Raw genomic sequence first — 23,350 nt, forward strand, 5'->3', positions numbered from 1 at the left:
AGCTGACCGCGACGCCGGGGTCGGACGTGGCCGAAACGGCCTTGGTGCCGATGCCGCGGATAGAGATATTGTAGCTGGTGAAGTTCGACTTGCTGAACGTCAGGTTCGGCACCGCCCGCATGATGTCGGAGCCGCTCTCGATCTTCTGCTCTTCGAGATTCCTCTGCGACAGCGCCGTCATCGCGATCGGCACGTCCTGAATGGACTCCACCCGCTTTTGCGCGGTGACGACGATTTCGTTGCCGGTGTAGGCGTTATCCGCGGCTGCCTGCGGTTCGGTTGCGGCAACGACGGACCAGGTTTGCGGCCCGGTCTGCCGCGCAACGAGTCCGGTGCCCTTCAACAGCATTGCAACGGCTTGCTCGACCGTCATGTCGCCCTGAACGGCGTTGACCTGTTTGCCTTCGGTATCTCTGCGGGCGGCGACGATCTGGATGTCAGCCTGGCGTCCGAGTTCGGCGATACCGGTGGTCGCAGACTGCGCCGGCACGTCGAACGACTTGGCCTGTGCGTAAGCCGGCGTCGCCGTCGCCACGCAAACGATCGCGGTCGTGGCCATGAATGCGCTGCGGCCGATTCCAATCCCCATGTTTCCCTCCCATATCGGGCGCCCGATCTGGCGCCTCAGACCTACAAGAGTTCCGGGCCGCCATTTTCCTTCACCCCGGCGGAAACTTTTTTACCGGCCGAGCGCGCCAATGCGAATATGAGCCGAATCCGACACGTCGATCGGCACGCCCAAGGTAATGTGAACCGCCTGTGCGAAGCCTTCGGGATCGTCGGTCCGAAACACGCCGTCGAGCCGTTCGCCGGCGATGGCGGGATTGGCGACGACGAGCTTGCGTTCGTTATAGCGATTGAACTCGGCGACCGCGCTGTCGAGCCGGTCGCCGGAAAGATCGACCTTGCCGCTGCGCCAGGCGAGCGTGCGGTCGATCGCCGATGGTTCGGCCGATTCCTGTTTGATCGCCGCATTGTCGGCGATGAAGCCGCGCGATCCCGCGCTGATCCGAACACGATGCCCCTCGGCCCCGTCGGCCCACACCTCGACCGTGCCCTCGGTGACAAGCACTTCGGCGCCGCCCACGCGCCGCCGCACCGAAAAGGCCGTGCCGACCGCCCGGATGCGCGCGCGACCCGCCGCGACAACGAACGGGCGCTGCTTGTCCTTGGCGACCTGAAACCAGACTTCGCCTTCTTCGACACTCACGCGGCGCGCCGCATCCTCCAGCGTAACGCTGATTTCGCTGGCGGTGTTGATCGCGGCGATCGAGCCGTCCGCGAGCGGCACCCGGCGGATTTCACCCACCGACGTCGCATAGCTGGTCCCGCCGCCCAGCATCAGCGCGCCCATGAACGACGCCGCCAGGACCGCGCCGCCACCGGCAAACACGCTCCGGCGGCTGAGCCATCCGGACCGCTTGGGCGCGTCGAGCGGAATGGATTCCGTCGGTCGCGGCGGATCGAGCGACATCCACGCTGCCTGCGCGCGCAGCAGGGCGCCGGGGTGGCGCGGATCGAGCGCGAGCCAGTCCTGCAAGCCCTCCTCCTGCTCGTCGGACCAGTCGTCGCGGTCCATCTGCGCGACATAGCGCGCGGCATCGACATCGATGTCGGTGGCGGTCCGCTGTGTCATGTCCGGTTCTCCCGGCTTTCCAGTTCGCTCAGGCGTGCTTCGGTTTGCGCCTCGCTGTCGCGCCAGGCGCGCTGGACGGCCTGCACGCCGCGGAAAATCTCGTTCTCGACGATGCTTTCGGTGACGCCGAGCATGTCGGCGATCTCGCGCTGCGAGTAGCCGTCGATCTTGCGCATCCGCACGATGCGGCGGCGGCGCTCGGGCAATCCGTCGATCAGCGCCAACATGCGGCGGTAATCGATCCGGTCGCCAGCTTCATGTTCCGGGGAGGGGCGCATTTCGTCCTGGAAGTTTTCGATCTCCGCAAAGGCTTCGATGGGCACAATTCTGGCCCGGCGCAGGCGGTGGACCAGCAGATTGCGCGCGATCGAGAAGAAATAGGCATCGGGGCGGTCGATATGATCGACGCTATCCAGCGCTGCGCACCGCGAATAGGTTTCCTGAATCAAATCGTCGACATCCTCCTGTGACGCATGGCGTGCGAGCCAGGCGCGCACCGACTTTTCGTGGGGAATGACATATTCCGTCACCCACGCAGCCATGCGGCGCCGCCGCTCGATAATCACGCCCTTCGCCGTGACCTTTCTCTCCTCCCCCTCGCGATTTTGTGTCTTGCACCCCAAAGAGGCGCGGGAGCGGATTTTCCTTCTAGCTTATGCGAAAATTTTTTGCCGCCAGAGGAATTTGGCTGTTTGGGCCAGCCTGATATCCGGAGTCACCGAATTGTTCGGGGGCGTCCGCCACGCCTGTTCGCGGCGGCGCTGCTGCCGCTTGCCCATTCGCGGACGATTTCGGGAACCCATCGCGGGCGCCCTAGACCCGCGACGCGCGGAGGCAGCCTGTCAGGTTTCTGCGATACCATGCGGCAGATCGTGCGTTCCGAATAACCGAGAAACGATGCCAGCTCCCGCTGCGTCCAGAGCTTGTCGTCCTGTGACGCATCGGATCCTGACATCGCAGAGCGAGTAGCGCGCGTGGTATCGGTCACGCTATGCGTCCAGGCGTGCCGCAAGATCGGCCGCCTTTGGCTTGTAGTAAACCTGAAGCATCGAGAGCGATTTGTGCCCGGTGATCGCCGCCAGTTCGAGCACGTTCGAGAGCTTGGGCGCCATGGTCGTCGCGGCTTCCCTTCGACTGTCGTGGAAATGAATGTGCGACAGATCGGCGTCGCGCTTGGCTTCGCGGAACAGTTTGTCGAAATGACCTGTCTGCACCGGAACCACCGGCTCCGCCGGTCGGCGATCCTGCACTATCCTAAGCAGCGCCATCGCCGCCTTCGAAAGCGGCACGTCACGCTCATCGCCGTTCTTGGTCATGTCGAGGTGCGCCCGGCGCTCCTCAAAATCGACATCGGCCCAAGTTAGGGACAGGATTTCGCCTTTCCGCATGGCGGTTTCCAAGGCCAGGTAGAAGGCGAACGCCACCCATTGCGACTGTGTTTCCGGCTCGCTTTTTCCATCCCACCCCAGTTGCTCGATAATCTTCTGTCGTTCGGCGACGGAGACGCGCTGCGTGCGCGGACGGGGCTTGCGAGGCTTCGTAACCTGCGAGCACGGGTTGGCCGTCAGGCCAAGTCGCCATTCCTTCATGGCTTGCGTGAACACGCTGGAGATAAGACAAAGCTCCCTGTTCACCGTGGATGGCGAAACCTGGACCAGACGAGTATCGCGCCATTCGGCGATATCGGCGCCGGTGATCGAGGTGATTGAACGCTGGAATAGCGGATATCGACGGATCAGCATCCGGAGTCTGATCTGCTCCCATCGACCGCCTCGCTTGTTTGGCGACACCTCGTCGGCATAACGTTTGATTATGTCGGCGGCCGACGGTGAGACGGCGACAATGTGTTCGCTAACGATCGCCTCGGCGGCAACTCCGCCTATGATTTTGCTCTCGGTCGTGATAGCCCACGCTTCCGCTTCCACCTTGGAGTCGAAGGTTGCGGAAATAGATTCGCCGTTGCGGCGGACCTGAGCCCGCCAAGCCTTTTTGCGCTTCTGAATGGTTGCCATTTTTTGTGCCTTTCATGATCTGTTTCGGGTGGCACAGACGACCTAGGCAGCTTGGCACAGATGGCACAATAGGGGGTCAGAACAAGTGTCCTGGCTCGAAATCTTTTGAAAAAATATACGTTGAATTCAGTGCATTAGGAAGAAATCCTTGCGCTGGAACGGCTTCTCGACCGCACCATGAACATTGATTTATCGTTGGTTCGGGCCATTTGGTCAGGCTGAAATCGGAGCGACGGGGGTCGCGCCGGCCTTATCGCGCGTGCGCCGGCCGCATCGCCACGGCGTCAGCCAAAGTCGCCCGGCCCTTTCCCTTCAAGCTGCCCGCCATCGGCATCGCGGCCAAGGGCGCATTGCCGCCTGGCCGCCGCGCCGGTCAGGTCGTGATTGGACATGCCCTCGGCAATGAAGCGGTCGAGGCTTTCGAGGAGGCGGGGTTCCAGGCCGATCCGGCGCTGCGCCTGATCGATGCGAACCAGGCCCTGCGCCTCGGCCGCCAGCAAAAGCTGGCGGACATGCGTGCGCGAGACCGCGAAGCGGCGGCCGAGTTCGGCCAGCGACAGGTCGACGGTCGGCGTCCCGCGTTCCAGCACCTCCCGGGCCAGCTCGATCAGCACGAACACGCCGGCATCGCGCACGAGAAAGAGCAGAATATCGGGGTTGCGGAGCAGGACCATCGCCGACTGCGCGAAGATGCCCGTCGCGACCCGCCGCTGGGCACGCTGGAACGCCCTGTCGCCACCGAGCGGAAGGCGGTAATCGGTTTCGCCGAACAGGCTGGCGAGCGGCGCATAATGCGCGATCAGCCAGTCCTGGTCGTGCGCCAGCATTCGGGCGGTCGGGATCAGCAGACGCACGCGCCGGTCAAGGGGAGAGACCCGGCTTTCGAGGAAATCGGTCTGCACCAGCCGCCCCACGATCTGTTCGATCCGCCGCGGACTGGCGAGGCCGAACAGCGCCAGCGCCTTTTGGAGGTTGCCGATCGTCGGCCAGGTGTCCCGATCGTCCGGCCGATATCCGGCCTCCATACAGATGGCGACGGCGAAGACCACGATCCGCACCGCCTCCATCAGCAACTTGTTGAGGAACGGGTCGTCGCCGTAAAGTGCCAGCACCCTGTCGAAATAGGCTTTGCGCGCGTGCGGGAAATCCGGATGGCGAAGGATCGATTCCGCGGACCAATAATCGACCTGGAAATGCGGATCATGGGCCTTGGTGGGGCTGGCTGCACTCACGCTCTTACTTTGCGATCATCAACGCCTATTGGATGGAGAAAAGCATCTAGGGGCGATGGTGCGGAAAATATACGCAAAAATTTCCGGCGCCAATCCGGCCGGAGTGCGCTAGCGAGCCACAGGGGAAATTCGGGCGGGCGGCGGCGACATGGGGAGCGGGCCCGCCCGAATCCATTGTCAGGGGGAAAGATCATCATGTCGATGCTGCGTTCGGTTGCGTTCTCATTCCTGCTCAGCGGAACGGCGGTGCCAGCGCTCGCTGCGGACTATGTGCCGGTTTCGGACAGCGTCATAGGACCTATTCTGGCAGCGCCCGAAAGCGACGCGGACATCACCGCCCAATGCGGCGGCCGCCTCGACGCACTGGCGAGCCTGCGCGCAAAGGTCGAGGCCATGCCGCTGTCGACGGAGCCGATGACGCTGCTCGCCGCCTATGACGATCTCTACAATCTCGCGAACACCGCCGTCGCGGAACCGGCGGTCGTCGCAGAAACGCATCCCGATGCCGCGATCCGCAAGAGCGCTCAGGACTGTATGCAGCGCGCGAACGCCGCCCTCGTCGGAATGTCGATGTCCCGGCCGCTCTACGAGCGTTTGCTGACAGTCCAGAAGGCGGGGGTCCCGCCTGCCTTGCACTATATGCTGAACCGCCAGCTCGGCGCCTATCGCCGCGCGGGGGTCGACAAGGACGACGCGACGAGAAAGCAAATCGCCGACCTGCAAAACCGCATCAACGAGGAAATCAGCAAATTCGACAGGGCCATCGCCGACGACGCCCGCAGCGTCACCGCAACCCCCGCGCAGCTTGAGGGGATGCCGCAGGACTGGCTGGCGGCGCGTCCCGCCGGCGCCGACGGGCTGGTCCGGATCGGCATGTCCTATCCGGATACATGGCCCATCATGACCTACGCCGAAAGCGCGGATCTGCGAAAGCGCGTGACGTTTGCGTTCAAGAACCGCGCCTATCCGGTCAACGATCCCGTCCTGCGGCATTTGATCGACGACCGCGCCCAATTCGCCGCGCTGGTCGGTTATCCCAGTTACGCAGCCTATGACTTTGGCAATCGCATGGCCGAAACCCCTGACCGGGTGAAATCCTTCCTCGACGATATCGACCGGGTCGTGCGGCCGATCGGCGAAGCCGATGCCGCACATATGCTCGCGCGGCTGCGCAGGGACGATCCCTCGCTCGATGCTCTCCATAGCTGGAGCAGCTCCTACGCCTCGCGCCTGGTCCGCAAGGAGGATTATGACGTCGATCCCGAGGAGGTCCGCCAGTATTTCGCGTTCGACAAGGTGCAGGCCGGGATGCTCGACCTCGCCCAGGACCTGTTCGGCGTCGAGATCCGGCCGTGGGCGACCGACGTCTGGGCGCCCGGTGTCACCGCCTATGAAGTGGTCCAGAACGGCGCGGTGATCGGCCGTTTCTATTTCGACATGCACCCCCGCGACGGCAAATACACCCATGCCGCGATGGCACCGCTGCGGATTGGCATCAAAGGCCGCGAACTGCCGGTCGCGGTGCTGATGACAAACTTTCCCAACGGCCTGATGGAGCATATGGACGTCGTCACCTTTCTCCACGAATTCGGGCATCTGATGCACTGGATTTTCGCCGGTCAGCGGAGCTACGCCGCCCAGAATATGATGGAATTGGAGAATGACGTCATCGAGGCGCCTTCGCAGCTTCTCGAGGAATGGGTGTGGGACTATGACACGCTGAAGCGGTTCGCGACCAATGCGGCGGGCGAGCCGATCCCGGCGGCTCTGGTCGAAAAAATGAATCGCGGCCGCCGCTTCGGCGAGGCGTTCACAACGATGACGCAGCTCGGCTATGCCAATGCCTCGCTCGCTTTCTATTCCGGCGTGCCCGAAAGCCGCGAGCTGGCCCAGGTCTATGACGCAGCCTATGGCCGTTACGCCGCGGTGCCCGATCCGGAGGGCACCCATGCTTATGCCGCGATCGGCCATCTCGGCGGCTACGGCGCCTCCTATTACACCTATCAATGGTCCAAGGCGCTGGCGAGCGACCTGCTCAGCGAATTTCGCAAGAACGGCCTGCGCGATCAGGCCACCGCCATGCGCTATCGCAACCTGATCCTCGCGCCCGGCGGGTCGGCTTCGATGAATCAGCTCGCAAGAGAGTTCCTCGGCCGCGACTGGACGGTCGACGCCTATCGGGCGGAGTTGCAGTCGGGCCGGTAGGCGGCAGCAGATCGGGGTTCCGCACCGCGGGGCTTTCCTCTATTCGATGCGGCTGCGCGGGTGCGGGGTCGCGACGGGGGCAATGGTGTGCCCGCACGAGGGGAGAGAAGGCCATGCCGCGTCGCACATTCACGCTTTTCGGCGCGCTGCTGACCGCGGCATCGCTCGCGGCGCTGACCGGGTGCGGAGGCGGAGCGCCGCAGGCGAAGGAGGAAGCGACCGCCCATGCACGCACCTGCCCGCGCATCGCCGACACGCCGGTGCGCCTCGCGGGCGGCAGCTTCGAAATGGGCGAAGAGGATGTCTATGACGAGGAAGGGCCGGTGCGGACGACCACCGTCCACGGCTTCTGGATCGACCCGCACGAAGTGACCAACCGCCAGTTCGCCGCCTTCGTCGCGGCGACGCACTATGTAACGGTCGCCGAAAAGCCGGTCGATCCGAAACAGTTCAACGTCCCCGCCGACCAGATCCCGCCCGACATGCTGAAACCCGGATCAGCGGTCTTCACCCCGCCCGACTTTCCGTCGAACCGCTATACCGACTGGTGGAAATATGTCCCCGGCGCGTCGTGGAAGAAGCCCTATGGTCCGCACGGTCCCGGCGCGGTGCCGGACGAACCCGTCGTGCATCTCGCGTGGGACGACATGGTCGCCTATGCCAGATGGGCGGGCGGGCGCATCCCGACCGAGGCCGAATGGGAATATGCGGCAAGCGCGGGGCAGCGATCGAAGAATGTTCAGCCCGAAGAGGCGAACAGCTGGCAAGGCGCCTTCCCCAACTACAATGCCGAAACCGACGGCTTCAAGGGCGTCGCCCCGGTGGGCTGCTACAAGCCCAACGCCAACGGCCTCTACGACATGGTCGGCAACGTGTGGGAGGCGACCTCGGACTTCTTCCGCCCCGGCCACGACCCGAAGGACACGGATGATCCCAAGGGCCCCGACGAAGGATCGGCCTATGACCCGTTCAGCCCCGACGTGCCATCGCGCACGGTGAAGGGGGGCAGCTATCTCTGCGCGCCCAACTATTGCCAGCGCTATCGCCCCGCCTCGCGCCAGGGTCGCGACCCGGGAATGGGGACGAGCAACGTCGGCTTCCGTCTCGTTTACGACAAGCTGCCGGGCGCTCTTTGAACCCCGCATCGTCATTGCGAGCGAAGCGAAGCAATGACGAAAGAAAACTGACGCTAGGACGGTTCGACCAGCCCCCCGCCCAACGCGACATAGAGCGTCACCAGATTGTCGACCTGCGCGCGGCGCAGTTCGATTAGCGCCTGCTCGGACGCGAAGAGGTTGCGTTCGGCGTCGAGCACCTCGAGATAGGTCGACACCCCTTCGCGATAGCGCTTGCGCGCAAGGTCGGCGATGCGGCGCGTCGCCTCGGTCCCGCGCTCCTGCGCTTCGACCTGTTCGGCCAGATGCCGCCGCCCGGCGAGCGCGTCGGCGACCTCGCGGAACGCCGACTGCACGGTCTTCTCATAAGTCGCGACCGCGATATTCTCGCGCGCCTCGGCGACGGTCAGATTGCCCTTGTTGCGGCCAAAGTCGAAGATCGGCAGGCTGATCGTCGGGCCGAAGCTCCACGTCAGCCCATTGTTACCGAACAGGCTGTCGAGCGACGACGACGCAAAACCGACATTGCCCGTCAGCGAGATCGACGGGAAGAAGGCGGCACGCGCGGCGCCGACATTGGCACGCGCGGCGCGAAGCTGTTCCTCGGCCTGCAAGATGTCGGGCCGCGCCACCAGCAATTCGGACGGCAGCCCCGCGGTCAGCGCGGGCGGACGCGACTGGTCGACGAGCGGCAGCGGCGCGGGCAGGTCGGCCGGAAGCGGTCCGCCGACGAGCACGGCGAGGAAATTATCCGCCTGCGCCTTGGCGAGCTTGAGGCTGGCAAGCTGCGTTTCGGCCTGCGTCAGCAGCGTCTCGGACTGGCGATAGTCGAGCGCCGAGGTCACCCCGGCGTCGAGCCGCAGCTTGGCGATGCGTAGCCCCTCGCGGCGGCTGGTCACCGTCGCTTCGGCCAGGACGATCTGCTCCTCCGCCCCGCGCGCGGCGAAATAGGTCGAGGCGGTGTCGCGGATCAGCGATAGGCGAAAGGCCCGCTCGGCCTGCTGGGTCGCGAAATACTGGCTGCGCGCGGCTTCGGACAGATTCTTCACCCGCCCCCAGAAATCGAGCTCGAAGCCGGTGACTCCGACCCCCACCGAATAGCGGTTCGAGGTGTCGGGCCCCGGCGGCGTGGTAAAGGCCGAAAAGGCCCGGCTGCGCGTCGCGTCGGCGCTCGCCCCGACGGTCGGCAGGCGGTCGGCGTCCTGGATGCGATATTGCCCCTTCGCTTCCTCGATCCGCGCGACGGCGATCGCGAGGTCGCGGTTGCGTTCGAGCGCGCGCGACACCAGCGCCGCGAGCTGCGGGTCGGCGAAGAAATCGCGCCACGATATCTCGGTCGCGCGCTGGCCGAGCGTGACGTCGTTCGCAAAGCCTTCGGGATAGTCGGGCGCGGTCGGCAGCGCCGGGCGCTCGTGCGGCGGCGCAAGGTTGACGCACCCCGACAGCATCGTCGCCGCGGCGAGGAGCAGGATCGGCTTACGCATGGGTCGGCCCCTCCTCATGATGGCTTTTCTCGGACGGCGCCGGGGGCCGCTTGCGGCTGAGCCACTTGCGCACCGACAGGTAGAAGAGCGGGATGAAGAAGATGCCGAGCAGCGTCGCGGCGATCATGCCGCCCATCACCCCGGTGCCGACCGCGCGGCGGCTCGCCGCCCCCGCCCCGCTCGCGATCACCAGCGGCACCATGCCGAGGATGAAGGCCATGCTGGTCATGATGATCGGGCGGAGGCGCAGCTTCACCGCCTCCATCACCGCGTCGAGCGTTCCCTTGCCTTCGGCCTCCTGCTCGATCGCGAATTCGACGATCAGGATCGCATTCTTCGCGGCGAGCCCGATGATCGTGATCAGCCCGACGTTGAAATAAATGTCGGCGGAGAGCCCGCGCAGCATCGAGAAGAGCACCGCGCCGAGCACGCCCAATGGCACGACGAGCAGCACCGACACCGGCACCGACCAGCTCTCGTAGAGCGCCGCGAGCAGCAGGAAGACGACGACGAGCGACAGGCCCAGCAACATGCCGATTTGCCCCGCCGACTGCTTCTCCTCATAGGAGATGCCCGTCCATTCATAGGCGAAGCCCGCGGGCAGCGCCTGCGCCAGCCTCTCCATCTCGGCCATCGCCTCGCCGGTCGACTGGCCGGGCGCGGGCTCGCCCGAGATCGTCATCGCGGGATAGCCGTTGTAGCGCTGAAGCTGCGGCGCCTGCGCCGACCATTCGGCGGTGCTGAACGATCCGAAAGGCACCATCTCGCCCGCCGCGCTGCGCACCTTGAGGTCGAGCACGTCCTGCGGCGTCATCCGGCTCGCGGCGTCGGCCTGGAGCAGCACGCGCAGCACGCGGCCCTCGCGGGTGAAGTCGTTGGCATAGGCGCTGCCGAAGCTGATCGCGAGCGTCGCATTGACGTCGCCGATCGACAGGCCGAGCGCGCGCGCCTTGATGCGGTCGATGTCGACCTTCAGCACCGGTGCATCCTCCTGCCCCTCGGGCCGGACGTTGGCGAGCGTCTTGCTCTGCATCGCGCCGCCGAGCATCTGGTTGCGCGCGGCGAGCAGCGCATCGCGCCCGGCGCCGCCGCGGTCCTGCAGCTTGAAGGTGAAGCCGCTCGACGTGCCGAGTTCGGGGATCGACGGCGGGCTCAGCGAAAAGACGAACGCCTCCTTGATGCCCATGAAGGCGCCCATCGCCTTGCCCGCGATCGCCTCGGCGCTGTTCTCCTTGCCGTGGCGTTCCTTCCACGGCTTGAGCGGGGTGAACATGATCGCGTTCGCCTGCCCCTGGCCGAAGAAGCTGAACCCGCGCACGAAGACGGTGTCCGCGACCTGCGGCTGCTCCGCGAAGAATTTCTTGACCTGGTTCGCGGCGATGTCGGTGCGCTGCGTCGTCGCGCCCGGCGGCGCCTGGACGACGGTGATCAGAAAGCCCTGATCCTCCTGCGGCAGGAACGAACCCGGCAGGCGGAAGAAGAGCAAGGCGGTGATCGCGACGAGCGCGAGGAAAATGCCGAGCCAGCGCAGCGGAGCCGACAGCACGTGGCCGACCTGTCCCTGATAGCGGTCGGTCGTGCGCCCGAACCAGCTATTGAAGCCATCGAAGAAGCGGTCGACGCGCGCGCCGATCGGCCCGCTGCGCTTTGCCGCGTCGTGCGGCTTCAGCAGCGTCGCGCACAGCGCCGGGGTCAGCGTCAGAGCGAGCAGCGCCGAAAAGCCGATAGAGATCGCCAGCGTCAGCGAGAATTGGCGATAGATGCCGCCCGTCGATCCGGGGAAGAAGGCCATCGGGATGAACACCGCGATCAGCACCAGCGTGATGCCGATGATCGCCGAGGTGATCTGGCTCATCGCCTTCACCGTCGCCTCATAGGGCGACAGATGCTCCTCGCTCATGATGCGCTCGACATTCTCGATCACGACGATCGCATCGTCGACGAGGATGCCGATCGCGAGCACCATGCCGAACAGGGTCAGCACGTTGATCGAAAAGCCCGCCATCCACAGGCCAAGGCACGCACCGGCGAGCGCGATCGGGACGACGACGGTGGGGATCACCGTCGCGCGCCAGTTCTGGAGGAAGAGGAACATCACGAGGAAGACGAGCGCCATCGCCTCGGCGAGCGTCTTCACCACTTCCTCGATCGACAGGCTGATGAAGGGGGTCGTGTCATAGGGGATCGACCAGGTGACGTCGGGCGGGAAACCCTTCGCCAGCTCGTCCATCCGTTCGCGGATGCCCGCCGCGGTCGAGAGCGCGTTGGCGCCGGGGGTGAGCTGGACCGCGAGCCCCGCCATCGGCTTGCCGTTGAGTTCGGACGAGAAGAGATAGCTCGCAGCGCCGAGTTCGACGCGGCCGACGTCGCCCAATGTCACCGCCGACCCATCGGGGTTGGCGCGCAGGATGATGCTTGCGAACTGTTCGGGCTTGGTGAAGCGGCCCTGCGTCGTGATGACGGCGTTAAGTTGCGCGCCCTTGGCGAGCGGCTGATCGCCGAGCTGGCCGCCGGGCGTCTGGCTGTTCTGTTCCTGCACCGCGCCGAGCGCTTCGGCGGGCGAGAGATTGTAGGAGGCGAGCTTCTGCGGATCGAGCCAGATGCGCATCGCATATTCGGGCGCAAAGGCCTGAACGTTGCCGACGCCGTTGACGCGGCGCAGCTCGTCGAGCACGCGCGTGTTGGCGAAATTGTTGATCTCCATCGGGTCGGTCTTGCCGCTCTTCGACGTGATCGCGACGATCAGCAGAAAGCCCGAATTGGCCTCCGTCACCGAAATGCCCTGCCGCCGCACATCCTCGGGCAGGCGTTGCTCGACGCGGCGCAGGCGGTTCTGGACCTCCATCTGCGCATTGTCGATGTCGGTCCCCGCTTCGAAGGTCAGGGTGATCGACGCGGTGCCGTTCGATTCGCTGGTCGAGGCCATGTAGAGGAAGCCCTCGACCCCGTTCAGCTCCTGCTCGATCACCTGCGTGACATTCTGCTCGAGCGTCCCGGCATCGGCGCCGGGATAGGTGACGCTGATCGTCAGCGACGGCGGCGCGACCGATGGATATTGCTCGACCGGCAGCCCGCGCAGCGCGATGATCCCGGCGAGCAGGATGCCGATGGCGATGACCCACGAGAAGATGGGCCGGTCGATGAAGAAGCGGGGAGTCATGCAGTCGGCCTCAGCGCTTGGTGGCCGCGGTCTTGGCCGGGGCGGTCTTGGACGGCGCGGTCCGGGCGGGCTGGGGCCGGGTCGCTGCGGTTCCCGCAACCTTCACCGGCTGTCCCGGCTGGACCTTTTGCAGGCCGTCGACGATCACGCGGTCGCCGGGCCGCAACCCGTCGAGGATCGCCCATTGCCCGCCCTGCATCTCGCCCAGCTTCACCGGACGCAGCGTCGCGGCATTCTTGGCATCGACGATCATCACCGTCGCGGCGTCGGCGGACAGCTTGACCGCGCGCTGCGGGATCAGGATGCCGTTGGGCCGCACCCCCGCCTTGATCCGCGCGCGCACGAACTGCCCCGGCAGCAAGGCATTGCCGGCGTTCGGAAACTCCGCGCGCAGCGCCGCGGTGCCGGTCGCCTCATCGATCGAAAGGTCGAAGAAATCGAGGTGACCGATCACCGGATAGGGCGTGCCGTCCTCGAGGATCAGCTGCACCTCGACGCGGCCCACCGGCGGGAATTGCAGCCGCCCCGATTCCATGTCGCGGCGGATCGCCATCAGGTCGGAGCTCGACTGGCCGAAATTGACGTAGACGCGGTCGATCTGCTCGATCGTCGTCAGCAGCGTGCCCTGCGCGGCGCTGACCAGCGCGCCCTCGGTCACCTCGGCGCGCCGCGCGCGGCCGCCGATCGGCGCGGTGACGGTCGCATAGCCGAGGCTGAGCCGCGCCGAATCGAGATTGGCCTGCGCCGACTGGACGTCGGCCTCGGCGGTGCGCTGCGCCGCGACGGCGGCGTCATATTCCTGCTTGCCGATTGCCTGTTCCGACAAGAGCGGTTGATAGCGGTTCACGACCTGCCGCGCGTTCGCCGCGGTTGCCTGCGCGCGGGCGAGCTGCGCGCGCGCGGCGTTGACGTTGGCGGTGAGCTGCCGCGGATCGATGCGAAACAGCGCCTTGCCCGCGGCGACATAGCTGCCCTCCTCGAACAATCGCCGCTCGACGATGCCGTCGACGCGCGCGCGCACCTCGGCGGTGCGATAGGCCTGGACGCGGCCGGGCAGTTCGATGACGTTCGGCACCGCCTGGGTGCCGACGGTCACGATATTGACCTCGGGCGGCGGCGGCGCGGGCGGCGCCTCGGACGAGCAGGAAGCCAGCACGAGGGCCAGCGCAGCGCAGGCGGCGCTTGCCACGGGACGAAGGCGAATCATAAGGACCCCTGGAAAATCGATGTTTGCTGAACGTAAAACGGGCCGGAACCGTTGCGTTGAATCGCCGTGTAATATAAATTACAGTCAAGAGCAAGGGAGAGAATAGGCGTTGGAAAAGTGCGAATCGACGATATGTCAGGCGGATAGGCCGACCCCGCGCGAACGGCGGCACGGGGCGATTCTCGATGCGGCCGAAACTTTGTTCATCGAACAGGGCTATGACCGCACCAGTCTTGCCGAAATCGTCCGCCGCTCGGGCGGGTCGCTCGCGACGCTCTACGAGCTTTTCGGCAACAAGCAGGGGCTGCTCCACGCGATCGCGACGCGCTGGCGCGACCAGACGGTGCTGAGCCGCATGGAACGCGGCGACATCGCGGCGCAATCGAATGTCGAAACGCTGATGAACTATGTCGAGAGCGAGCGCGAATTCCGCCGCTCGCCGCGCGCGATCGCGCTGATGAAGATGCTGGTTTCCGAATGTCTGCGCGACCGGGACTTCGCGCTGCAAATCTATCGCGACCTGCATATGCCTGCGGTCCACGAGCTTTCGGAGCTGTTCGCCGACTGGGCGGCGGCAGGCGAAGCCGAGATCGACGATCCGGAAGCCGCCGCCCAACTGTTCGTCTCGACCGTCTCGGGCGATTCGATGCTCAGCACCCTGGCGGGGGTCGAGGACGGGATGCTCGACGAGGATCAGGTCCGCTGGCGGCTCCGCCCCTTCCTCTCGCATTTCCGGATCGTTTAATCCGCCCCTCCCCCAAGCGCCTGATAAAGCGCGACATAGGCGCTGAGCCGGTCGGCGCGAAGCTGGATCAGCGCCTGATCGACCGCGAGCAGCGCGCGCTGCGCGTCGATCTGCTCGAGATAGGGCGAATAGCCCGCGCGATAGCGGTTCGTCGCGTGGCGCAGCACTTCGGCGACGGCATTGTGCTGCGCAAGCAGCGCCTGTTCCTGCGCGCCGAGCCGGTCGATCAGCGCAAGCTGATCCTCGACCTCGCGGAAGGCGGTGAGCACCGACTTGCGATAGGCGAAGGCGGCCTGGTCGCGCTGCGCGGTCGCGGCGTCATATTGCCCCTGCAACCGCCCGCCCTGAAAGATCGGCGCCAATATGCTGCCGCCGATCGACCAGATGCTGATCGGGTCGCCGAGCAGGTTCGACGCCGCCGCCCCGGCCGAGGCCGAAAGCCGGATCTGCGGCAGGAACTGCGCGCGCGCGGCGCGCAGATTGGCGTCGGTCGCGGCGAGCGCATATTCGGCCTGCGCGATGTCGGGCCGGCGGCGGACGAGATCTGACGGCAGGACGGCGGGCACCACCGGCGTCGCGAGCGCATCGAAACGCGCCCCGCGCGCGATCGCATGCGGCGTGTCGCCGACGAGCAAGGACAGCCCATTTTCCTGCCGCGCGATCGCCGCCTCGATCGCCGGAATCTGCTGCTCGGCGGCGCGATATTCGGCCTCCGACTGCCGCAGTTCAAGCTGGGAGGTATAGCCCGCCTCGGCGCGGTCGCGCGCGATGCGCAGCGCTTCGCCGCGCGAAACCAGCGTCTGCTTCAGAAGATCGCGCCGCGCGTCGAGCGCAAGCAGCGTGATATAGCCGCTCGCCGCCGCCGCGCTGACCGACAGCATCGCCGCCTCACGCGCCGCCGCGACCGCCGCGGCATTGGCGCGCGCCGCATCGCGCCGCGCCGCATTGCCGCCGAACAGGTCGACCTCATAGGCCGCCTGGAAGGTCGGCTGCGCCGAAACGCTCTCGCTCGGCTGGCCGAAGGCATTGACCGTCCGCGCTTCCGATCCCGGCAGGCTAGCCGACAGCGTGGGCAGCAGCAGCGATCGCGCGACGCGCTCCTGCGCGCGCGCTTCGGCGACGCGGGCGGCGGCGATGGCGAGGTCGCTGTTGTTCGCGCGCGCCTGTTCGACCAGCGCGGTGAGCTGCGGATCGCCGAAGCGTCCCCACCAGGCGGCGTCGATCGGTCCGTCGGCGGGCAATGCCGTGCGCCAGTCGGCGGGCGGCGCGACGGTGCTGCCCTCGGGGCGCGGCGTCAGTGCCGGCACGCAGGCGCCGAGCAGCAGCGGCAGAAGCAGCGCGGCGCGTCTCACCGCCCGCCATCCCTATCGGCGCTGCCCGTATAGACGGTGGCGACGACCGACATGCCCGGCCCCAGCCGCGCCGCCAGCTTCTGGCCCGGATCGATGCGGATGCGCACCGCGATGCGCTGCGGCACCTTCACGAAATTGCCCGATCCGGTGTCGGGCTTGATGACGCTGAACTCGCTTCCCGCCGCGGGCGCGATGCTTTCGACCGTGCCCTTGAGCGCCTCCCCGCCGAGCGCGTCGATGCGCATCCGCGCCTTTTGCCCGACGCGGATGTTCGCGGTCTGCGATTCCTTGAAATTGGCGACCACCCAATGCGTCTGCGGCACCAGATACATGAGCTGGGTGCCCGGATTGACGAGTTGGCCGACGCGCACCGACACCTCGCTGAGACTGCCCGAGCGCGGCGCACGGATCACCGTGCGGCCAAGATCGATGGCGGCAAGCCCGCTCGCCGCCTTGGCATTCTCCACCCCGGCTTCCAGCCCGCTGCGTCCGACCGTGACCGACCGCACCTGCTCGACCGCGATCTGGTGCTGCGCCTGCGCCTGGCGCACCGCCGCCTCGGCCTGGCGGAGCGCCGCGAGCGTCTGGTCGCGCTCGCGCAGCGACACCGATCCTGCGTCGACGAGCTCATTGACGCGCCGCATGTCGGCCTGTGCGCGCTGAAGCTGCGCCTGCGCGTTGGCGACGGCGGCGTCCTGCAACCGCACCTGCGCCTCGGCCGAGCGCTGGCTCTGCTCGCTGTTGCTGAGGCTCGCGCTCTGCGCCGCGATATTCGCCGTCCCCTGCGCGGCGCGCTGGCGATAGATGCTGTCGTCGATCCGCACGAGCACCTGTCCCGCCGCGACACGCTCGAAATCCTGCACCAGCACTTCGGTCACATAGCCGCCGACCTGCGGCGCAATGATCGTCGTCTGGCCGCGGATATAGGCGTTGTCGGTGGTCTGGCTGTCGGGCCGGAACGGCGGCAGGCCCCAGGCATAAAGGATGGCGAGCGCGCCGGCGAGGATGATCGCGCCGAACAATATGATCCGGCCGCGCGACTGCGGCGGCCGCCAGCCCGCGGGCGGCGGGCCGATCTGGTCGTCGGGCGATCCCTTATGCGCTTCGGGCGCAGGCTCCGCTGCCGGGGGCGGCGCGGAAGCCTTCGGTGCGGGCGCCTTCGGTGCGGGAGCCTTCGGCGCAGGCTCGGGCGTTTCCGGCTGCGGCGTGTCGGACCTGTCGTCGCTCATTGGTTCTGCGCCCTCATTTTCTGCAATGCTTCCAATTCCTTCGCCAGCGGGTTGTGCCCGCGCCGCCGGTCATAGGCCCAACGCACGAATAGCGGAACGAACGCCAGCGCGGAAAAGGCGCCGATGACGAAGAAGACGTCGTTGAACGCCAGGATCGTCGCCTCGCGCGCCGCCTCGCGCACCACCTGCGACCCGGCGACCGCGCTGCGCAGCACCGGGTCGGTCATGTCGCCGGTGAGCGCAGCGGCCAGGCTGTTGATCCCCTGCGCGACCGCGGGATTATTGGTCGAGATGCTTTGCCCCAGCGTCATCAGATGCGCCTTGGTGCGCAGTGTATGAAAGGCCGACAGCGCCGCAACGCCCGCAAGGCCGCCGAGCGTCTGCGACAGGCTGAACACCCCGACGAAGCTGACGAGATAGGACGGCCCCTTGGTCAGCGCGCGGAGCAGCCCCTCCATCATCATCGGCCCCATGAAATAGACCGCGGCAAAGGCAATCGCCGCCTGCGAGAAATAGAGGTTCACCGGCCCGGTGCGCAGCCCCGAATGGGTGTCGAGAAAGGCGCCGACCGCGATCACCGCGAGCGATACGAGCACCGGACGGCGCAGATCGGTGGGGTCGAGCCGCAGGATCGCGAGGATCGCCCCCGCGAGCGTCGCACCGGTCAGCACCCAATAATAGGAGACGAGCTGTTCGTTGATGAGGCCGGTCGCCGCCAGCAGTCCCGATGCGCCGAAATTCTGCTCCGACGTCAGGACGCGCACCAGCGCCCCGATCAGCGCGAACTGGACGAGCTCGGCGCTGCCCAGCCAGCGCGTCCGGAGCATCGGGTTCTGCCGGTTGTGCTCGATCAGAAACGCCGCGCCGATCAGCACCACCGAGGCCGCGAGCGCGCCGCCGAGCCACGGGGTCGACCACCATATGATGCGCCCCTGGACCAGAAAGGCGCAGAGCAGTCCGACCCCGGCCGCCAGCATCGGAAAGGTGAGCAGGTCGAGCTTCTCGAAGGATTTGATCGTCTCGCCCGGCGGCACCTGCAACAGGAAAACCAGCCCGACCGCGACGAGCGACAGCGCGAACTGGAAATCGAACAGATGCGACACGTCGCCGTCGAAGAGCAGCAGCGGCGAGATGGCGCGGGCAAAGGGCACCGCGACCTGCGTCAGGCCGATCGCGAGCAGAAAGCCCGCGATGCGCTTTTCCGCGGGCAACCCCTGCATCAGGTAAAAGGCCGCGAGCGTGGTGAGGCCGCTCGCCGCGATCCCCGACACGCCGCGCGCGATCAGCTCCATCCGGTATCCGGCATCGAAAAGCTGAAGGAAATTGGCGACGAGCAGCGCGATCATGATCACGCGCACGAAGCGCTGGATGCCGAACTGCTGACGCGATTTATAGAGCAGGATGCTCATGCAGGCGTTCGTCATATTATAGGCGACGGTCACCCAGCCGCCTTCGGCCGGGGTCAGGTCCATATGCCCCTGGATGCTCGTCAGGTTCGCGATCAGCAGGCCGTTGGTGAAACCCCCGACGATCGCGAGATAGAGGCCGATGAAGAAATAGCCGATCTTGCGCCGCACCGGATGATCGGGCGACGCGGGCGAACCCGGCATGAAGGGGCGCTCGTGCGGCTTGAAGACATATGGCTGCGCCGGCGCGGCGGTGGGGCGCGCCTCAGCCATGCGACTCGTGTCGCGCTTCGGCAGCGTTTTTCCGTGCGCTTTGCAGGGTCGGGGCCATCGGCATCGTCACCGCACAATATGCGCGGGCGCGGCACGCGGAAACCCCTTTCGCTATCCGCTCGTCACACGGCCTCGCCCGCCGCCGCACCCGCCAGATCGCTGCGTGCATGGCGGAACACGTCGATGCTGCCCCAGATGGCAAGCCCCGCCATGATAGCCGCGACCAGAAGGTCGGGCCAGCCCTGCCCCGTGCCGAGCACGCCCAATGCCGCCGCCATCACCGCGAGATTGCCGATCGCGTCGTTGCGCGAGCAGACCCATACCGACCGCATGTTCGCGTCGCCGGTGCGCCAGCGATAGAGCATCAGCGCGACGACGACATTCGCGGCCAGCGCCAGCGCGCCGATGATCCCCATCGTCTCCGCCTCGGGCGTCGTGCCCGCGACGAAGCCCCAGACGGCGGATGCGAAGACCCAGAGGCCGAAGGCGAGCATCGTCGCCGCCTTGAGCAGCGCCGCCCGCGCCCGCCAGCCGATCGCCATGCCCGCAACGCCCAGGCTGATCGCGTAATTGGCGCTGTCGCCCAGAAAATCGAGCGCGTCGGCCTGCAACGCGCGCGAATCCGCCGCGACACCCGCGACGATCTCGACCCCGAACATCGCGGCGTTGACGATCAGCGCGATCCACAGCACGCGCCGCCAGCGCGGATCGTTGAGCGCGGTCTTGCCGCTTTTTCCGGCACAGCATTGATCGGCCATCGCCGAAGCCTCCTTACATCGTCGAGTCGGCATCCTATATGCAGCCTGTAGCCACTACAGGGTCAAGCGATGAAAATCGGCGAACTGTCGCGTGCCACCGGCACCAACATCGAAACCATCCGCTATTACGAGCGGATCGGCCTGCTCCCGCCGCCCGCGCGCACCGACGCCAATTATCGCAGCTATGATGGCGGGCACCGCGCGCGGCTCAGCTTCGTGCGCCATTCGCGCGACCTCGGCTTCACGATCGAGGAGATTCGCTCGCTGCTCGACCTGTCGGACCATCCCGACCGGGATTGCAGCGAAGCCGACCGGATCGCGACCAGGCATCTGCAACAGGTCGAGGAAAAGATCGCGCAGCTATCGGCGCTCCGCGACGAACTCCAACGCATCGTCGGCCGCTGCCGCGGCGGCCTCGCGGGCGACTGCCGCGTGATCGAGGCACTGGGCGATCATGGGCAATGCGAGGGGGCGCATTGATTCCATTAATCGCCGTCGCCCCCGCGCAGGCGGGGGCCGCTGGCGGTCTTGCCTTGCGGCGCCGCGTAGACCGATGGCGGCCCCCGCCTGCGCGGGGGTGACGCATGAAAATATCGGAAAGGAAAGGGTGGGACGATTCTGTTGCCCGGCTCGTCCCCAGCCGCTGGTATCCGATTCTGTTGCCCGGTTCGGTCCGAACCGCGTTCTATTTGAATAACCTTAGGCCGTGAGGCTTATCGGTTACGCAGCCAGAGCGAGTGCTTCGTTATCGTTAGCACTTATAGGTTTGAGCCTTGAACGGGTTACTCAGCCCGGAAGAAAACATCGTCTTTGAACACACGTCGATCCTGGTTCGGCCCCGTCAGAAGCCCGCGCCCCATTTTTACGTGAGCGCGCGGGTTTGTGGTGGAGCCGCCGGGTACTGCCCCCGGGTCCGCTGTGTCTATTCCACGACACCATTTATCCTCATAGCCGGCCGAAACCGGCACAACCCATATAGGAAGCCCGCCCGCGCTTGGAAAGGGCGCGGACGGGCCGTTCATCCCGTTATGGGCGTTTATCCCTATTTCTTCCGCAATTCGTCGCGGATTTCGGTGAGGATATCGACCTCGGTCGGCCCCGCGGGCGCATCGGGGCCGCGGCGCGTCACCCGATTCACCATTCTCACCAGCAGGAAGATGACCCAGGCCAGGATCAGGAAATTGATAACTGCGGTGATGAAGGCGCCATAGCCGACCATCGCGACACCGGCCTTCTTGAGCGCGGCATAGTCGGTTGCGGCGATCCCGTCGGGGACGCTGCCGAGCAGGATGAACTTGCTCGAAAAATCGACCCCGCCAAAGATCCAGCCGACGAGCGGCATGATCAGATCCTCGGTCAGCGAGCCGGTGATCGTTGCGAACGCGCCGCCGATGATCACACCGACCGCCAGGTCCATGACATTGCCCTTGGCAATAAATTCCTTGAATTCCGACAACATGTTGCTGCTCCCCGGATGATATATTCCGTGGCGCGAAATTGCCGCGACGATTGCGCAAAGGCAAGCACGATCCTATTATGTGTATTGTTGCGGCAAAACGCCGCGCGAGGGAGCATTGATGACCATGACCTATCGTTCCGCCCGCTGGCTGATCGTTCCGCTTGCCGCCGTCTCGCTGTCCGCGTGCGGTATCAACAGCGTTCCCACCAAGGAAGAGGCCGCAAAGGCCAAGTGGGCGAATGTCGAGGCCGCCTATCAGCGGCGCGCCGACCTGATCCCCAACCTCGTCGAAACCGCGAAGGGCGCGGCGAAGATCGAGCAGTCGACGCTCGAAGGCGTGATCCAGGCGCGCGCCTCGGCGACGCAGGTCAAGCTCAGCACCGACGACCTCGAAGACCCGGCGAAGGTCCAGGCATTCCAGCAGGCGCAGGGCAATGTGTCGAGCGCGCTCGGCCGCCTGCTCGTCACCGTCGAACAATATCCCGAGCTCAAGAGCCAGGCGCGCTTCGCCGACCTGATGACCCAACTCGAAGGCACCGAGAACCGGATCAACGTCTCGATCCAGGATTACAACGGCGCGGTGCAGGATTATAACACGACGATCCGCACCTTTCCCGACATCATCGGCGCGAAGATCGTCCACGGCGCCAAGCCGATGACGCCGTACAAGGCGGTCAGCCCCAATGCGAACGTCGCGCCGAAGGTCGATTTCGGTCAATAGGATGCGCGCCGCCGCTCTTGCCGTTCCGCTCGCGATCCTGGCGGTCGCGGGCGGCTGCAAGGCGGCACCCGAACCGGTTGCCGCAAAGGAAACGGCGGCCTGCGACGGCGTTCCCCAAATGGCGCTCGCGGGCCGCGTGACCGACGCGGCGGACCTGTTGACCGCCGAAGAGGAGGCGCGCTTGTCCGAGCGTCTGGCCCGCTACGAACGTGACACCCGGCATCAGATGGTCGTCGTGACAGTCTCCGACCTCAACGGCGCGCGGGTCGACAACTTCGGCACCTGCCTCGGCAACCGCTGGAAGATCGGACGCAAGGATCAGGACGACGGCATCGTCGTCCTGATCGCACCGAAGAAACGACAGATGCGGATTGCCACAGGCACCGGCATGGAAAAGACACTGACCGACGACAAGGCGCAGGCGATCGTCCACCGGATGACGCCCTATTTCGCCAAGGCGGATTATGCGGGCGGCCTGTCGGCCGGAGTCGACGCCATCGCCGCCCAGACCGGAGACACGCCATGAGATCGCTCCTGCTCGGCTGGGCGCTGGGCCTTTCGCTGCTCGCGGCCCCCGCGACCGCGCAGACCTTTCCCAAGCTCACCGGCCGCGTCGTCGATCAGGCGGACATCATCCCGCCGGCCGAGGAAGCCAATCTCAGCGTCCAGCTCGAACAGCTCGAAAAGACCACCGGACATCAGCTCGTCGTCGCGACGGTGAACAGCCTCGAAGGCAATGACGTCTCCGATTACGGCTACAAGCTCGGCCGCGCCTGGGGCATCGGCGGCAAGGACAATAACGACGGCGTCGTCTTCCTCATCGCCCCGAACGAGCGGCGGATGAATATTTCGGTCGGCTATGGCCTCGAGCCCGTGCTGACCGACGCCTTGTCGGGCCGCATCATCCGCGACGACGTCACCCCGAAATTCAAGGCGGGCGATTATCCCGGCGGCATCCAGGCCGGAGTCGATGCGATCGCGCAGCAGATCCAGCTCCCGCCCGAGGAGGCCGCCGCGCGCGCCGCCGCCGCCGACAAGGCCGCGCGCGACCGCGCCGACGACGGCGATTTCGGCGGGCTCTTCTTCATCGGCTTCATCGTCTTTTTCTTCTTCATCCTGCCGATGCTTTCGGCCTTCCGCGGCCGCGGCAAGCGGCATCGCAGGAACCGCCCGTGGGGCGGCGCGCCGATCATCATCTGGGGCGACAACGACTGGGGCGGCGGCGGCGGATCGTCGTGGGGCGGCGGCGGTTCCTCATGGGGAGGCGGCGGCGGTTTCGGCGGGGGCGGCGGCTTTTCGGGCGGCGGCGGCAGCTTCGGCGGCGGCGGCGCCTCGGGCGGCTGGTAGGGGAGCGGA

20 protein-coding genes and 1 other RNA gene are annotated in these 23,350 nt (G+C 66.1%); 7 read left to right on the plus strand and 14 right to left on the minus strand.

Annotated elements, in window-relative coordinates:
* The 5 genes from OJI97_RS10985 to OJI97_RS11005 all read right to left on the minus strand — a co-directional run.
* Positions 1-559 (minus strand): secretin and TonB N-terminal domain-containing protein (locus OJI97_RS10985; RefSeq protein ID WP_297663432.1); only part of this gene is annotated, 559 nt, incomplete at its 3' end.
* A 120-nt stretch (positions 560-679) separates the two neighbouring features.
* Complete coding sequence (locus OJI97_RS10990; RefSeq protein WP_297663434.1) at positions 680-1,636, minus strand: FecR domain-containing protein; 957 nt, start codon at positions 1,634-1,636, stop codon at positions 680-682.
* Positions 1,633-2,202, minus strand: a complete 570-nt coding sequence (locus OJI97_RS10995) for an RNA polymerase sigma factor (RefSeq protein ID WP_297663436.1) — start codon at positions 2,200-2,202, stop codon at positions 1,633-1,635. The genes OJI97_RS10990 and OJI97_RS10995 overlap by 4 nt, the downstream gene beginning before the upstream one ends.
* Before the next feature lie 423 nt (positions 2,203-2,625).
* Positions 2,626-3,648: a site-specific integrase gene (locus OJI97_RS11000; protein ID WP_297663437.1), complete on the minus strand. Its 1,023-nt coding sequence runs from the start codon at positions 3,646-3,648 to the stop codon at positions 2,626-2,628.
* A gap of 284 nt (positions 3,649-3,932) precedes the next feature.
* Complete coding sequence (locus tag OJI97_RS11005) at positions 3,933-4,880, minus strand: hypothetical protein (RefSeq protein ID WP_297663438.1); 948 nt, start codon at positions 4,878-4,880, stop codon at positions 3,933-3,935.
* Positions 4,881-5,075: 195 nt separating this feature from the next.
* Here OJI97_RS11005 and OJI97_RS11010 point away from each other — a divergent pair, with 195 nt between their 5' ends.
* Entirely contained in the window at positions 5,076-7,085 is a 2,010-nt protein-coding gene (locus tag OJI97_RS11010) for a M3 family metallopeptidase (RefSeq protein ID WP_297663440.1), read from the plus strand.
* Positions 7,086-7,198: 113 nt separating this feature from the next.
* The gene (locus OJI97_RS11015; RefSeq protein ID WP_297663442.1) at positions 7,199-8,221 is read left to right on the plus strand and encodes a formylglycine-generating enzyme family protein; all 1,023 of its coding nucleotides are present in this window, start codon (positions 7,199-7,201) and stop codon (positions 8,219-8,221) included.
* Positions 8,222-8,274: 53 nt separating this feature from the next.
* Here OJI97_RS11015 and OJI97_RS11020 read toward each other — a convergent pair whose 3' ends face one another.
* The 3 genes from OJI97_RS11020 to OJI97_RS11030 are packed head-to-tail and all read right to left on the minus strand — an operon-like array spanning position 8,275 to position 14,051.
* Entirely contained in the window at positions 8,275-9,684 is a 1,410-nt protein-coding gene (locus OJI97_RS11020) for an efflux transporter outer membrane subunit (protein WP_297663444.1), read from the minus strand.
* Positions 9,677-12,844: an efflux RND transporter permease subunit gene (locus OJI97_RS11025; RefSeq protein WP_297663446.1), complete on the minus strand. Its 3,168-nt coding sequence runs from the start codon at positions 12,842-12,844 to the stop codon at positions 9,677-9,679. Before OJI97_RS11025 ends, OJI97_RS11020 begins: the two co-directional genes overlap by 8 nt.
* 10 nt (positions 12,845-12,854) lie before the next feature.
* Positions 12,855-14,051 (minus strand): efflux RND transporter periplasmic adaptor subunit, encoded by a 1,197-nt coding sequence (locus OJI97_RS11030; protein WP_297663448.1) that lies wholly within the window; start codon positions 14,049-14,051, stop codon positions 12,855-12,857.
* A 109-nt stretch (positions 14,052-14,160) separates the two neighbouring features.
* Here OJI97_RS11030 and OJI97_RS11035 point away from each other — a divergent pair, with 109 nt between their 5' ends.
* Positions 14,161-14,796 carry a TetR/AcrR family transcriptional regulator gene (locus OJI97_RS11035; protein WP_297663450.1) on the plus strand — a complete coding sequence of 212 codons (636 nt, stop codon included), beginning with the start codon at positions 14,161-14,163 and terminating at the stop codon, positions 14,794-14,796.
* On the opposite strand, the gene OJI97_RS11040 is transcribed toward OJI97_RS11035, so the two are convergent.
* The 4 genes from OJI97_RS11040 to OJI97_RS11055 all read right to left on the minus strand — a co-directional run bounded on the left by OJI97_RS11040 (position 14,793) and on the right by OJI97_RS11055 (position 19,814).
* Positions 14,793-16,148 (minus strand): efflux transporter outer membrane subunit, encoded by a 1,356-nt coding sequence (locus OJI97_RS11040; RefSeq protein ID WP_297663452.1) that lies wholly within the window; start codon positions 16,146-16,148, stop codon positions 14,793-14,795. The genes OJI97_RS11035 and OJI97_RS11040 overlap by 4 nt on opposite strands.
* The gene (locus OJI97_RS11045) at positions 16,145-17,377 is read right to left on the minus strand and encodes an HlyD family secretion protein (RefSeq protein WP_297663454.1); all 1,233 of its coding nucleotides are present in this window, start codon (positions 17,375-17,377) and stop codon (positions 16,145-16,147) included. Before OJI97_RS11045 ends, OJI97_RS11040 begins: the two co-directional genes overlap by 4 nt.
* Positions 17,374-19,056: an MFS transporter gene (locus OJI97_RS11050; protein WP_297663456.1), complete on the minus strand. Its 1,683-nt coding sequence runs from the start codon at positions 19,054-19,056 to the stop codon at positions 17,374-17,376. Before OJI97_RS11050 ends, OJI97_RS11045 begins: the two co-directional genes overlap by 4 nt.
* A 122-nt stretch (positions 19,057-19,178) precedes the next feature.
* Complete coding sequence (locus OJI97_RS11055) at positions 19,179-19,814, minus strand: cation transporter (protein WP_297663457.1); 636 nt, start codon at positions 19,812-19,814, stop codon at positions 19,179-19,181.
* A 69-nt stretch (positions 19,815-19,883) separates the two neighbouring features.
* Between OJI97_RS11055 and OJI97_RS11060 the strand changes: the two genes are divergently transcribed.
* A complete protein-coding gene (locus tag OJI97_RS11060; RefSeq protein ID WP_297663458.1) occupies positions 19,884-20,294 on the plus strand; it encodes a helix-turn-helix domain-containing protein in 411 nt (136 codons plus the stop codon).
* 165 nt (positions 20,295-20,459) lie between these two features.
* Here the strand turns inward: OJI97_RS11060 and ssrA are convergent.
* Positions 20,460-20,819: a transfer-messenger RNA gene (gene ssrA / locus OJI97_RS11065) on the minus strand.
* Positions 20,820-20,856: 37 nt separating this feature from the next.
* The gene (mscL, locus tag OJI97_RS11070; RefSeq protein WP_297663460.1) at positions 20,857-21,273 is read right to left on the minus strand and encodes a large conductance mechanosensitive channel protein MscL; all 417 of its coding nucleotides are present in this window, start codon (positions 21,271-21,273) and stop codon (positions 20,857-20,859) included.
* Positions 21,274-21,391: 118 nt separating this feature from the next.
* Between mscL and OJI97_RS11075 the strand changes: the two genes are divergently transcribed.
* Genes OJI97_RS11075 through OJI97_RS11085 form a run of 3 tightly spaced genes read left to right on the plus strand, consistent with a single transcriptional unit; the run spans position 21,392 to position 23,341 of the window.
* The gene (locus OJI97_RS11075) at positions 21,392-21,994 is read left to right on the plus strand and encodes a LemA family protein (RefSeq protein WP_297663462.1); all 603 of its coding nucleotides are present in this window, start codon (positions 21,392-21,394) and stop codon (positions 21,992-21,994) included.
* Position 21,995: 1 nt separating this feature from the next.
* Positions 21,996-22,520 (plus strand): YgcG family protein, encoded by a 525-nt coding sequence (locus OJI97_RS11080; RefSeq protein WP_297663464.1) that lies wholly within the window; start codon positions 21,996-21,998, stop codon positions 22,518-22,520.
* On the plus strand, positions 22,517-23,341 hold the full coding sequence (locus OJI97_RS11085) for a YgcG family protein (RefSeq protein ID WP_297663466.1): 825 nt from the start codon (positions 22,517-22,519) through the stop codon (positions 23,339-23,341). The genes OJI97_RS11080 and OJI97_RS11085 overlap by 4 nt, the downstream gene beginning before the upstream one ends.
* Positions 23,342-23,350 lie beyond the last annotated feature (9 nt).

Origin of the sequence: Sphingopyxis sp. (assembly GCF_025869345.1) — a bacterium.
Taxonomy (GTDB): Bacteria; Pseudomonadota; Alphaproteobacteria; order Sphingomonadales; family Sphingomonadaceae; genus Sphingopyxis.

Excerpts from the sequence above, each read along its gene's own strand:
- OJI97_RS11075 (WP_297663462.1), top strand. The coding sequence starts at position 21,392 with ATGACCATGACCTATCGTTCCGCCCGCTGGCTGATCGTTCCGCTTGCC.
- OJI97_RS11055 (WP_297663457.1), bottom strand. The coding sequence starts at position 19,814 with ATGGCCGATCAATGCTGTGCCGGAAAAAGCGGCAAGACCGCGCTCAAC.
- OJI97_RS11015 (WP_297663442.1), top strand. The coding sequence starts at position 7,199 with ATGCCGCGTCGCACATTCACGCTTTTCGGCGCGCTGCTGACCGCGGCA.
- OJI97_RS11000 (WP_297663437.1), bottom strand. The coding sequence starts at position 3,648 with ATGGCAACCATTCAGAAGCGCAAAAAGGCTTGGCGGGCTCAGGTCCGC.
- OJI97_RS10990 (WP_297663434.1), bottom strand. The coding sequence starts at position 1,636 with ATGACACAGCGGACCGCCACCGACATCGATGTCGATGCCGCGCGCTAT.
- OJI97_RS11010 (WP_297663440.1), top strand. The coding sequence starts at position 5,076 with ATGTCGATGCTGCGTTCGGTTGCGTTCTCATTCCTGCTCAGCGGAACG.
- OJI97_RS11020 (WP_297663444.1), bottom strand. The coding sequence starts at position 9,684 with ATGCGTAAGCCGATCCTGCTCCTCGCCGCGGCGACGATGCTGTCGGGG.
- mscL (WP_297663460.1), bottom strand. The coding sequence starts at position 21,273 with ATGTTGTCGGAATTCAAGGAATTTATTGCCAAGGGCAATGTCATGGAC.
- OJI97_RS11050 (WP_297663456.1), bottom strand. The coding sequence starts at position 19,056 with ATGGCTGAGGCGCGCCCCACCGCCGCGCCGGCGCAGCCATATGTCTTC.
- OJI97_RS11080 (WP_297663464.1), top strand. The coding sequence starts at position 21,996 with ATGCGCGCCGCCGCTCTTGCCGTTCCGCTCGCGATCCTGGCGGTCGCG.
- OJI97_RS11085 (WP_297663466.1), top strand. The coding sequence starts at position 22,517 with ATGAGATCGCTCCTGCTCGGCTGGGCGCTGGGCCTTTCGCTGCTCGCG.
- OJI97_RS11025 (WP_297663446.1), bottom strand. The coding sequence starts at position 12,844 with ATGACTCCCCGCTTCTTCATCGACCGGCCCATCTTCTCGTGGGTCATC.
- OJI97_RS11030 (WP_297663448.1), bottom strand. The coding sequence starts at position 14,051 with ATGATTCGCCTTCGTCCCGTGGCAAGCGCCGCCTGCGCTGCGCTGGCC.
- OJI97_RS11045 (WP_297663454.1), bottom strand. The coding sequence starts at position 17,377 with ATGAGCGACGACAGGTCCGACACGCCGCAGCCGGAAACGCCCGAGCCT.
- OJI97_RS11060 (WP_297663458.1), top strand. The coding sequence starts at position 19,884 with ATGAAAATCGGCGAACTGTCGCGTGCCACCGGCACCAACATCGAAACC.